Source organism: Nonomuraea deserti, from assembly GCF_004348685.1.
In the GTDB taxonomy this organism is placed as follows: domain Bacteria; phylum Actinomycetota; class Actinomycetes; order Streptosporangiales; family Streptosporangiaceae; genus Nonomuraea; species Nonomuraea deserti.
In genome coordinates this window covers 1-10,244 of the sequence record NZ_SMKO01000274.1, presented here as the reverse complement: position 1 = coordinate 10,244, position 10,244 = coordinate 1, and the positions used below count along the sequence as shown (strand labels likewise).

Genomic DNA, 10,244 nt, shown 5'->3' with positions numbered 1-10,244 from the left:
GCTGTGTATAAGAGACAGGCGCACGCCCCTCCTCAGCCCGTTCGACTGCGCCAGGGGGCCCCGTTTCGCGCACCGGCGCCGTTCTGCTAGTTTGGCCGTATGACCAACTTGGCCGATCGACCAAATTCACCGCGTGGGGATCGCCGCCGCGAGCAACTCGTGGAGGCCGGCATCGCGGTGCTGCGGGACGACGGCTGGCAGGGCGTCACGACCCGTGCCGTGGCCCAGCGGGCCGGCACCAACCCCGGCCTGATCCACTACCACTTCGGCGGGCTGGCCGGGTTGCACGCGGCGATCTTCCGGCAGGCCACCGAGCTCATCCTCGGCCCGCTGGTCACCGAGCTGATGGAGGCCGCGGACGAGCGCGCGGCCCTGGCGACCGTGCGGCGCCTGCTGCCCCAGGCGACCGGCGACGACCAGACGACCCGGCTGGCCGCGGAGCTGATCGCGGGCGCCACCCGCGATCCCGCGCTGGGCGTGGTGCTCCGCGACGAGCTGCGCCAGGCTCGAGCGCTGGTCGCCGCCCGTCTTCGCGGGGCGCGTCCCGGCTGGACGCCGGACCGCCTGGACGGGGTCGCCACGCTGGTCGTCGCGGCGATCGACGGGCTGACGCTGCACTACATGATCGACGGCGACCTTCCCGTCGGCGCGGCGCTGTCCGCGGTGGAGGACCTGCTGGCGAAGCCTGACCCATCGTGAGCGCGGCGGGAGAACCCCTTTCCGCCGCACACGGCTGACATCGAGAGGACCGGACATGGAGATCGTCAAGAAGCCCGCCCCGCCGACCGGACTGCGCCGCAGGCTGTGGCGCCTTCCCATCCTGTTGTACCGAATCGGCCTGGGCCGGCTGCTCGGGCAGCGGATCATGCTGCTCACCCACACCGGCCGCGTCTCCGGCCAACCCCGCCGGGCCGTCATCGAGGTCGTCCAGCACGACGAGCGGGGCTATGTGGCGGCCTCCGGGTTCGGGCGGCGCGCCGACTGGTACCGCAACGTCATGGCCAACCCCGAGGTGACCCTGCAGGTGGGCGGGCGCGCCTTGCGGGCCACCGCCACGCCGATCCCGGACGAGCAGGGCTCGGAGATCATGGCCACGTACGCGCCCCGCCATCCCGCCGCCGCCCGCCAGCTCTGCAAGATCATGGGCTTCGCGGTCGACGGCAGCGTGGCGGACTACCGGGAGGTGGGCCGGCACATCCCGTTCGTCCGCTTCACCCCGCAGGCCCCTGGAGCATGACCTTCACCGCGCAGTGGATGTCGCGCGGGGACGAGCGGCCGCCACGGGTCCACGGGGCGATCATCGCTGCTCCCGCTCAGGGGTCCCCTGGCGGGCGGCCAGGCCGTCAAGCAAACACTCCAGGGCGAACTCGAACCGCCGCTCGCTCTCGCGCTCCACGTCGATCTCGCTGGTGGCGCCCATCCGGCGGGCCAGCAGCGGGTGACGTTCGGTGATCTCGCGTACGAATCCCGCGGCCCGTGCGTCCCAGCCGGCTCCGGTCTCGCTCATGCGGGCCAGCGTGTCGCGCCAGGCGATCTCGGCGATGGCAGAGCCGACCACGTGATCATTGACGGTCGCCATCGCCGCGTCCAGGTCCGCGTCGGCGAACCCGGCACGCGCCAGCAGTCGCAACCCCCTCTCGGCCAGCGCCAGCGCGTTCGGCCCCAGGTTGGGCCGGAGGGTCAGCTCTGACAGCGCCCATCGGTGCCGCAGCAGCATGGCGCGGTTGTGGCGGGCCAGGGTGGCCAGGGCACGCCGCCAGTCCGGCTCGTCGGGCGCGGCGCACACCTCTCCCAGGACGCGGTCCAGCGCCAGTTCGAGCAGGTCGTCCTTGGTGCGCACATACCAGTAGAGCGACCCCGCGGTCACCCCGAGGCCGGCGGCGATCCGGCGCATGGACAGGCCGCGGTGCCCTTCGGAGTCGAGCACGGTCACGGCGGCGTCGATGATCTGGTCACGGGTGAGCCGGCGGTCGCGCGGCGGCCGTTGGGGACGCAGCCACACGGACCCCTCGGAGAAGTCTGCGGAGGACACGAGATTCACCGTACCCCGGGTTGACGTTCATTGTTCAGCTCACTTATACAGTGTTTGAGAAGCTTAAACGCTGTTTAGGAGTGCGATGTCCCCGCCCACCACGCCGTTGTTCCGTGCGAACGGGCCGCTGCCAGGCAGCGTGCACGTGACCGCGCTGGGCCCGCGCGGCGCTCCGCCGGTGCTCTTCGCGCACGGCTCCACCAGCTGGGGCGACGACCCCGCCTACGGCTTCGCCGCCCAGGCGCCGCTCGCCGGCCGCTTCCGCCTGCTGCTCATGGACCGGCGCGGGTACGGCGGCAGCCCGGATGCCGGTGCGCGGTTCCCCGGCGACTACCTGGCCGACGCCGACGACATCGCCGAACTGCTCGGCGACGGCGCGCACCTCGTCGGCCACTCGTACGGCGGAGTAGGAGCCATGATCGCGGCCGCCCGCCGCCCCGAGGCGGTGCTCTCGCTCACCCTGATCGAGCCGGGCGGTTATCAGGCCGCGGCCGACGACCCGGCCGTGGCGGCCGCCCTGCGCGCCAGCCGTACGGCCTACGCCGGCCTTCCCGAGCTGACGCCGGAGCAGTGGCTGCAGGCCTCCGTCGGCTCGACCGGCAGCCCGCCGCTGGAGGCGAGCGAGCGGCGGCTGCGTGCCGCAGGCACCGCCCTGCGTGAACGGGTGTGCTGGGAGGCCGGGATCCCGCTCCCCGCGTTGCGGGCGGCCGCGTTCCCCAAGCTGGTGATCTCAGGAACGTGGGAGACCGCGCCCGAGCAGTACCGTGAGCGCGGCGGCGTCCCGCTCATGGCGTGCGCCCGCATCACCGCGGAACGCATCGGCGGCCGCCACACGTCGATCCCCGGCAGCGGCCACTGCCCCCACGTAGAGGTGCCGGAGAAGCTGAACGATGTGCTCGCGGGATTCTGGACCAGGCCGCTTGATCGGCGCCCCGGCCTGATCGCGTAACAGGACATGCCGGGGAACGGCCGGCACACGAAATTCTGCCCGGGATGCGCCGAGCCCGCGATCCGAGCTCCGGCTACGTGGTGCCCGCCAGGCGCTGCCGGGTGCGGGCCGGCGCCCCCTCCGGCAGCTCGGCGAGGATGTCGGCGAGGGTGACGCCGGCGAGGCTGGCCCGCCATGCCCGGTGGGCGTCGGCCATCTTCTCGGCGAGGACGCAGATGCGCTCGCACTCCTCCGGGGGCAGCGCGCCACGTCCCTGCCGACGGATCTCGCGGCACTCGTACGGCGTGGACCGGCCGTCGACGGCCTCGACGATCTGCAGCAGCGTGATCTCGGCGGCGGGCCGCGCCAGCCGGAAGCCTCCCCTCGGTCCCGTGGACGCGGCCAGCAGCCCGGCCTTGACCAGCTCCTTCAGCTGCTTGGTGAGGTAGGGCGCCGGGAGGTCGTAGTGGAGCGCGAGCTGCGCCGCCGACGCGCTGGCTCCCGGGTCGAGCTGGGCCAGCGTGCTCGCGCAGTGCAGAACCCACTCGGTGCTCACAGGCAACTTCACTCCCCGATCCTATCGCAGCTATTATGGATCCGCTTAGTCCATAATTAAGGGGATCATCATGCGGATCGCAGTCGCCGGCGCGACAGGGAACATTGGGACGCTCACCGCCGCGGCCCTCGAACGCGACGGCCACGAGGTCGTGCGCATCAGTCGTTCGCTCGGCGTGGACCTGGCGACCGGCGACGGGCTCGACGACGCCCTGGCCGGCGCCGAGGCGGTCGTCGACGCCATCAACGCGCCGGCGGCCGGCCCGGAGGAGACGGTGGCGTTCTTCGGCGCCACCACGCGCAACCTGCTGGCCGCCGAGGAGCGGGCCGGGGTGCGCCACCACGTCCTGCTGTCGATCGCCGGGCTCCATCGCGTCGAGGGCAACGCCCACTACGCCGGCAAGCGGGAGCAGGAGCGCCTCGTGGCCGCCGGGCCGGTGCCGTGGACGATCGTGCCGGCCACGCAATTCCACGACTTCGCCGAGATGGTGGCGAGCTGGACGGAGCAGGACGGCGTCGCCACGATCGCGCCGCTGCTCGTACAGCCGATCGCGCCCGCCGACGTGGCCGAGGTCCTCGCCGAGATCGCGACCGGGGAGCCTCGGGGTCGGTACGCCGACGTCGCCGGCCCCGAGCCGCAGGACCTGGTGGACATGGCCCGGCGTACGCACCAGGCGCGGGGCCGTACGGTGCGGCTCGTGCCGACGTGGTCGGGGCTGTTCGGCCCGGCGATGGCGGGTGACGTGCTGCTGCCCGGCGAGGGCGCGCGCATCGCGCCGACCACCTTCGACGACTGGCTCGCCGGGCAGCGGTAGGCGGAGCCGCGCGTCGCCCGCGCCGGGCGGAGCCCGTGTCACAGCGGTATCACGCGCCCCATTCAGGTGCGGCCCGCGTACGGTGCCGGAAAACTTTGCCAAAGCCCTGGAAAGCCTGCGAGAGCGGCGATCCAGGGCTTCCCCACGGCCAACGACATTGCACGGGGATTTATACCGCTTGCAGCGTTTATGGGGCGTTATATACCTTCTTGGGGATTACGGCATACGGCACAGGCGAGCGCTCGCCGAACCGTTGCCGCGACGTTGACAGGCCGAATCCGCGCAGCGCGGAGCCGGGGACCCACCTTTCCGGGGTGAATCGCACGCCAGCCGAAGGGCTGCGCGCGTAGGGCACTTCCAAGCCCGAACCCGTCAGCTAACCCGGTAGGCACATGGAAGCAAGGAGTCGATCCCCCCATGCGCGAACTCACACGACGTCTCACCCTGTCCGCCGCCGGCGCCCTGCTGGCCGGAACCACCGCCATCGCGGGCGCGACCGTGCCCGCGCACGCGTCCCCCGTCGAGCCGGACGGCTCGGCCCAGGCGGCCGAGCAGCAGACGCTCACCTACGGCCAGGACGTGTCCAACCACCAGCCGCTGCACGACTGGGTCTCCAGCCCCGCGCAGTTCGGCATCATCAAGGCCACCGAGGGCACCGACTTCCGCGACGCCGCCTTCGCCAGGCACTGGAGCGAGCTGGGCAAGAAGGGCATCGTGCGCGGGGCGTACCACTACGCGCACCCCGGCAACGACCCCATCGCCGAGGCCGAGCACTTCCTGTCCATGGTGAACTCCCAGCCCTCCAAGCCAGGCGACCTGCTGGTGCTGGACCTGGAGACCACCGACGGCAAGTCCGTCGAGGAGGTCAACGCCTGGGCCAAGGCGTGGTTGTCGCACGTGAAGGCCGAGACCGGGGTCACCCCGATGTTCTACAGCGGCTGGAACTTCGCCGACACCTACGGCAAGGGCCTGGCCGAGTACCCGCTGTGGGTGGCCCACTACAGCAAGCCGAAGGGGACGGTGACCCCGCCCGCCGACTGGAAGACCTGGACCATCCACCAGTACTCCGACTCCCCCATCGACCAGAACGTCTCCGCGCTCTCCCCCGACGAGCTGCGGGCCCTGGGCCGCGCGTCCGCCTGACCGGGTTCGGGCGAGCCGGCCGGACGCCGGGGAGCCCTCGACGGCAGACCGGGGAGCCCTCGCGGCAGGCCTGCCCGAGCGCCGCCGGTCAGGCGGCGTACGGGTCCTGGCCCGCGCGGATGCGGCTCGCCATGGTCTTGAGCGCCTCCAGCGCGGTCAGGTACGTCAACGGACCGAAGGACACGCGGGCGACTCCGAGGGAGGCCAGCCTGCCCAGGTCCATGCCGGGCATGCAGGAGACGTTGACCGGCCCGGGGACGGCCTTGACGAGGTCGCCGACCACCTCTTCCGACGGGGCCAGGATGGGGAAGACGCAGTCGGCGCCGGCCTCCAGGTAGCGGCGCCCGCGTTCGGCGACCTCCTCGATCGACGTGGAGCCGGTCAGGAACACGTCGACCCGCGCGTTGATCACCAGGTCGGGGCCCGCCTCCCGGAGGGCGGCGATGCGCGCGGCCTGCGTGCCGGCGTCGACCAGCCCCCCGGCCCGGTGGTCGGTGTCCTCGATGTTGAAGCCGGCCGCGCCGATGGCGGTGAGCCGCTCGACGAGCTCGCCGGGCGGCAGGCCGTAGCCGGCTTCGGCGTCGACGGTCACCGGCACGTCCACGGCCCTGATGATCCTGGCCGCGATGTCGAACATCTCGCCGACGGGCGCGCCCTCGTGGTCGTCGCGCCCCAGCAGGGCGGCGATGGACGCGCTGGCGGTCGCCAGGGCGGGAAATCCGGCCTCGGCCACGATGGTGGCGCTGCCCGCGTCCCAGACGTTGGGCAGGATCAGCGGGTCGCCGGGCTTGTGCAGGTCGCGCAGGAGAGCGGTAGCGGTCTTCGCCATGGTCGTTCCTTCCCCGTGAGGGTCATGTCCCTTCCTTGACTCCTGCGACCTTCCCTTCGTGACAGCTTCACGATGTGATCGCCGACACAGCCGGCGCCGTCAGCCGGCCGGCTCGACGGCGCGCCCCCACGTCAGCGCTGGCCCGTCCCGGCCGGCGGCCGTTCCAGCGCGGAGTGCCGTCGGCTGTAGGCGAAGTAGATGACCAGCCCGATCACGAACCAGAGGGCGAAGCGCAGCCACGTCGACGGGTCCAGGAAGGTGATCAGCCAGATCGAGAAGACCACCCCTATGGCGGGCACCACCGGCATCCCGGGAGCGCGGAACTCGCGGTGCAGGCCGGGCTGCCGGTAGCGGAGCACGATCACGGCCAGGCACACGACCACGAACGCCAGCAGGATGCCGATGTTCGTCAGCTCGGCGGCCTCCCGGATCGGCAGGAACCCGGCGATCACCGCGGAGGCGGCGCCCACGATCCAGGTGACGCGCGAGGGCACCCGCCGTACCGGGTGCAGCTTGGCGAACCACTGCGGCAGCAGCCCGTCGCGGCTCATCGAGAACCACACGCGGGTGACGCCGAGCATGAACGTGAACATCACGGTGAGGATGCCGACGATGGCGCCCACCGCGATCACGGACGCCAGCCCGGAAAGGCCGACCGAGGCGAACGCCGAGGAGAAGCCGCTCTCGGGGTCGATCTCCCGGTAGTTCTGCATGCCGGTCAGCACGAGCGTGGCCAGCACGTACAGCACCATGGCGATGATCAGGGAGTAGATGATCGCCCTGGGCATGTGCCGCTGCGCGTCGCGTGACTCCTCGGCCGCCGTGCTCATCGCGTCGTAGCCGAACACGGCGAAGAACACGGTGGCGGCCCCGGTGATGGCCCCGCCGATCCCGTACGGGAAGAAGGGCTGGTAGTTGGCGGTGTTGATGTGGAAGAAGCCGACCACGATGACGAGCAGCACGACGGCGACCTTCACCCCCACCACGAACGTCTCGAACCGGGCGGCGGTGCGGATGCCGAGGTTCAGCAGGAAGGCGATGAGCAGGCAGAGCAGCACCGCGAACAGATCCACCACCCGCCCCTCGCCGGTGCCGGGCGCGCCGAGCATCCACGGAGGCAGCGCGAAGCCCAGCTGCTGGACGAGGAAGCCGAAGTAGCCGGAGATGCCGATGGCGACGACCGCGACGATCGCGGTGTACTCCAGCAGCAGGTCCCAGCCGATGAACCAGCCGACGATCTCCCCGAGTACGGCGTATCCGTAGGTGTAGGCGGACCCGGCCTTCGGGATCATGCCCGCGAACTCGGCGTAGGACAGCGCGGCGGCGGCGCTGGCGACGCCCGCGATGAGGAACGACACCAGCACGGCGGGTCCCGCGGTCTCGTTGGCGACCGCCCCGGCCAGCGCGAAGATGCCCGCGCCGATGATGCCGCCCACGCCGATGGCCGTCAGCTGCCACATTCCCAGCGTTCTGGCGAGTTCCCCCTCGTGCTCGGTGGCGATCTGCTCCACCGGCTTGCGCCTGAAGACGCCTCGCGAAGTGACCATGACGCCCCTCCAGCCGATCGTGCCCCCCGTCGATCCGCCTTCCCAGCTGGGGCGTCAGTTAAGCTCACGCGCTGGACAAGAGCGCGGGGGCGGCACCCGGCCGGGGATGCCGCCCCGTTCACGGCTCAGGGCATCTTGTACTCGGCCGCCTGGCCGCAGTAGCTGGTGCCGATCGGGGAGTTGCTGTAGCGGCACACCTGCACGACCACGCGGTCGATGGAGGTGACTCCGGTCGGGTCGGACAGCCCGATCGAGACCGCCACGGTCGCGTCGTCCGCCTTCGCCTCCTCGGAGTCGACGACGGTGGCGCCGTTGTAGGCGGTGAAGGTGGCGCGGGAGTGCATCTCGTCGGGGGCGCAGATCGACGGGCCGGCGCTGTCGGACAGTGTGCCCTTGACCTGGACCGCGGGCCGGATGACGGGCCCCTCGACCCACTCCAGCGTGCCCTCGGTGACGCCGTGGCGGCACCGGTCGCCGGAGTCGGCGGAGAACTCCACCGTCGCCTGAGCCGCCGCGGGCTGCGCCGTCAGCAGGACCGCGGTGATCGTGGCGGCGAGCCCCGCCCATAAGCGTGAACGCATGACTTCGGCCTTCCGTGTGATGGGGTGCTTCCGGCCCCCCATCGTCGATCACGAGCCTGCGATGTTCCAGCGCTGCGAGGCAATCCTGCGCGCAGTTGCAGGGGCCGCTCGCGCGGAGCGGCCCCGCCGGAGGTCCTGTCAGACCAGGAAAATCAGCTGCACCGCGACCACGACGTCCACGACGCCGCACCATTCGGCGAACGAACGCGCCACGGTCCTGTTCCGCCACAGGTGGACGAAGTCCCACACGCCGTGCAGGAACCAGCCGGCCGCGATCACGTAGCGGCCCAGGTCAGGGTCGGCGACCAGCCCGGTCAGCGCGAGCGCCGTGAACGCCGCCCAGCCCAGCGCCTGCAGCCGGAACTCGCCGGGCCGTCGCAGGTGGCCGTCGAACGCGCCCCACACCAGCACGATCAGGGCGATCGACACGTAGACGGTGGAGATCGCGACCACGTCCAGCATCCGCAGCCCGACGACGGAAACGAGCCCCACGCCGAGCAGCGGCCACGTGAGCCCACGCCTTCCCACCTTGGCGACGACCAGGTACAGCAGCGGCAGCAGGGGCAGCACCTGCGCGAAGACGCCCACCGCCCCCTCACCGCCGCCACTCGACGGCAGGGCGGTCATGGCCAGGGCGAGCGCCGTGGGCCAGCGGTTCAGCAGGAAACGTGTCCAGTGCGTGCGGCCCGGTGTCCGGTGGTCCATGTGCGGCTCCTCGTGCCCGGTGTGCTGCGTCGTCGCCATGACGCGGCTCCTTCCAGATAGGGGTACGGGGTATCCGTCCCATGTTCAGCCTGGCCGAGCGGGGGGCGCCGGCGACAGGGCCGGAACCGCACGTGTACGCCTCGATGTGTCACCCGGTCTGATGACATTTGTCATGCGGCGGTGCGGCCGGCGGCGGCGGCCGGGACCGTACTGCTGCGAGAATGGCCGCGTGCGCGACCTGCCGGCCGATACGGGGCTGCGGAGCTTCCGCCGCTTCACGTGGTGGACCCTGGTCCTCCTCACCGGCTCCCTCCTGATCTTCAGCAGCGGGCCGTGGATCCTGAATCCGGGTGTCCCCGCGGCGGCCAGGCCGCCCGCCGCGGGCGGCCTGGCCGTCACCGCCGTGGCCGCCGCGGTCCTGTTCGGCCGCCGCCTGAGCGGCGTTCCCGGCGGGCCCCCAGGCCGCGCGCCGGCGGTGTGGCTGGCCGCGGGCTGCGCGGGCGCGGTCGTGCTCGGCGGAGTGCTGCTGGCCGCGCGCGGTTACGGGACATGGTCCTTCGCGCCGGCGACGATGGTCTCGATCGCCGCGACGTACCTGCCGGCCGGGCGCCGCTGGGCGCTGGTCGCCGCCGCGGCGGCCGCGGCCGGCGGCGCGGGCGGCGGCGTCGCGCTGGCGATGGGCGACGATCCGCTCTTCGCCGCCGCCCTCCCCGCCGGGCTGGTCACCCTGACCGGCTGGGTCACCCTCGGCATGTTGTGGTCGTGGGACGTCGCGGATCGGCTGAACCAGGCCCGCCGCCTGTCCGCGGAGCTGGCGGTCAAGGACGAGCGGCTGCGCTTCGCCGCCGACCTGCACGACATCCAGGGCCACCACCTGCAGGTGATCGCGCTCAAGAGCGAACTGGCCGCGCGGCTGGCGGCGGCGGACCCGGCACGGGCCGCGGCGGAGATGCGGGAGGTACGCCGCCTGGCCGCCGACGCGCTGCGCGACACCCGCGCCGTCGTGCAGGGCTACCGCCGCACCACCCTGGAGGCCGAGATCACCAACGCCACCAGGGTGCTCGCCGCGGCCGGGATCGACGCCACGACGCACGTCGACCCCGCCGGCC

The 10,244-nt window shown here is 72.1% G+C and carries 12 protein-coding genes and 1 riboswitch; of the genes, 6 read left to right on the top strand and 6 right to left on the bottom strand.

What is annotated here, in order from left to right:
• Nucleotides 1–99 precede the first annotated feature (99 nt).
• Entirely contained in the window at nucleotides 100–699 is a 600-nt protein-coding gene (locus E1292_RS47060; RefSeq protein WP_132606306.1) for a TetR/AcrR family transcriptional regulator, read from the top strand.
• Between the two features lie 55 nt (nucleotides 700–754).
• On the top strand, nucleotides 755–1,237 hold the full coding sequence (locus E1292_RS47055) for a nitroreductase family deazaflavin-dependent oxidoreductase (RefSeq protein ID WP_132606305.1): 483 nt from the start codon (nucleotides 755–757) through the stop codon (nucleotides 1,235–1,237).
• 60 nt (nucleotides 1,238–1,297) lie between these two features.
• On the opposite strand, the gene E1292_RS47050 is transcribed toward E1292_RS47055, so the two are convergent.
• Nucleotides 1,298–2,032, bottom strand: coding sequence for a TetR/AcrR family transcriptional regulator (locus E1292_RS47050; RefSeq protein WP_165975124.1), 735 nt, complete (start codon nucleotides 2,030–2,032; stop codon nucleotides 1,298–1,300).
• A gap of 85 nt (nucleotides 2,033–2,117) precedes the next feature.
• Between E1292_RS47050 and E1292_RS47045 the strand changes: the two genes are divergently transcribed.
• Nucleotides 2,118–2,981: an alpha/beta fold hydrolase gene (locus E1292_RS47045; RefSeq protein WP_132606303.1), complete on the top strand. Its 864-nt coding sequence runs from the start codon at nucleotides 2,118–2,120 to the stop codon at nucleotides 2,979–2,981.
• 73 nt (nucleotides 2,982–3,054) lie between these two features.
• Here E1292_RS47045 and E1292_RS47040 read toward each other — a convergent pair whose 3' ends face one another.
• Nucleotides 3,055–3,528 carry an RrF2 family transcriptional regulator gene (locus E1292_RS47040; RefSeq protein ID WP_132606302.1) on the bottom strand — a complete coding sequence of 158 codons (474 nt, stop codon included), beginning with the start codon at nucleotides 3,526–3,528 and terminating at the stop codon, nucleotides 3,055–3,057.
• 58 nt (nucleotides 3,529–3,586) lie between these two features.
• On the opposite strand from E1292_RS47040, the gene E1292_RS47035 reads away from it, so the two are divergent.
• Nucleotides 3,587–4,330 carry an SDR family oxidoreductase gene (locus E1292_RS47035; protein ID WP_132606301.1) on the top strand — a complete coding sequence of 248 codons (744 nt, stop codon included), beginning with the start codon at nucleotides 3,587–3,589 and terminating at the stop codon, nucleotides 4,328–4,330.
• A 260-nt stretch (nucleotides 4,331–4,590) separates the two neighbouring features.
• Nucleotides 4,591–4,736: riboswitch (cyclic di-AMP (ydaO/yuaA leader) on the top strand.
• Between the two features lie 11 nt (nucleotides 4,737–4,747).
• Entirely contained in the window at nucleotides 4,748–5,473 is a 726-nt protein-coding gene (locus E1292_RS47030; protein WP_132606300.1) for a glycoside hydrolase family 25 protein, read from the top strand.
• A gap of 88 nt (nucleotides 5,474–5,561) precedes the next feature.
• Here E1292_RS47030 and E1292_RS47025 read toward each other — a convergent pair whose 3' ends face one another.
• The 4 genes from E1292_RS47025 to E1292_RS47010 all read right to left on the bottom strand — a co-directional run bounded on the left by E1292_RS47025 (nucleotide 5,562) and on the right by E1292_RS47010 (nucleotide 9,174).
• The gene (locus tag E1292_RS47025; protein ID WP_132606299.1) at nucleotides 5,562–6,302 is read right to left on the bottom strand and encodes an isocitrate lyase/PEP mutase family protein; all 741 of its coding nucleotides are present in this window, start codon (nucleotides 6,300–6,302) and stop codon (nucleotides 5,562–5,564) included.
• A 131-nt stretch (nucleotides 6,303–6,433) separates the two neighbouring features.
• A complete protein-coding gene (locus tag E1292_RS47020) occupies nucleotides 6,434–7,849 on the bottom strand; it encodes an amino acid permease (RefSeq protein ID WP_132606298.1) in 1,416 nt (471 codons plus the stop codon).
• A 125-nt stretch (nucleotides 7,850–7,974) separates the two neighbouring features.
• Nucleotides 7,975–8,430: a hypothetical protein gene (locus tag E1292_RS47015; protein WP_132606297.1), complete on the bottom strand. Its 456-nt coding sequence runs from the start codon at nucleotides 8,428–8,430 to the stop codon at nucleotides 7,975–7,977.
• A 138-nt stretch (nucleotides 8,431–8,568) separates the two neighbouring features.
• Nucleotides 8,569–9,174 (bottom strand): hypothetical protein, encoded by a 606-nt coding sequence (locus tag E1292_RS47010; RefSeq protein WP_246090896.1) that lies wholly within the window; start codon nucleotides 9,172–9,174, stop codon nucleotides 8,569–8,571.
• A 190-nt stretch (nucleotides 9,175–9,364) separates the two neighbouring features.
• Between E1292_RS47010 and E1292_RS47005 the strand changes: the two genes are divergently transcribed.
• Nucleotides 9,365–10,244 (top strand): sensor histidine kinase (locus E1292_RS47005; RefSeq protein WP_246090894.1); only part of this gene is annotated, 880 nt, incomplete at its 3' end.

Excerpts from the sequence above, each read along its gene's own strand:
- E1292_RS47055 (WP_132606305.1), top strand. The coding sequence starts at position 755 with ATGGAGATCGTCAAGAAGCCCGCCCCGCCGACCGGACTGCGCCGCAGG.
- E1292_RS47045 (WP_132606303.1), top strand. The coding sequence starts at position 2,118 with ATGTCCCCGCCCACCACGCCGTTGTTCCGTGCGAACGGGCCGCTGCCA.
- E1292_RS47025 (WP_132606299.1), bottom strand. The coding sequence starts at position 6,302 with ATGGCGAAGACCGCTACCGCTCTCCTGCGCGACCTGCACAAGCCCGGC.
- E1292_RS47010 (WP_246090896.1), bottom strand. The coding sequence starts at position 9,174 with ATGGCGACGACGCAGCACACCGGGCACGAGGAGCCGCACATGGACCAC.
- E1292_RS47020 (WP_132606298.1), bottom strand. The coding sequence starts at position 7,849 with ATGGTCACTTCGCGAGGCGTCTTCAGGCGCAAGCCGGTGGAGCAGATC.
- E1292_RS47030 (WP_132606300.1), top strand. The coding sequence starts at position 4,748 with ATGCGCGAACTCACACGACGTCTCACCCTGTCCGCCGCCGGCGCCCTG.
- E1292_RS47015 (WP_132606297.1), bottom strand. The coding sequence starts at position 8,430 with ATGCGTTCACGCTTATGGGCGGGGCTCGCCGCCACGATCACCGCGGTC.
- E1292_RS47035 (WP_132606301.1), top strand. The coding sequence starts at position 3,587 with ATGCGGATCGCAGTCGCCGGCGCGACAGGGAACATTGGGACGCTCACC.
- E1292_RS47060 (WP_132606306.1), top strand. The coding sequence starts at position 100 with ATGACCAACTTGGCCGATCGACCAAATTCACCGCGTGGGGATCGCCGC.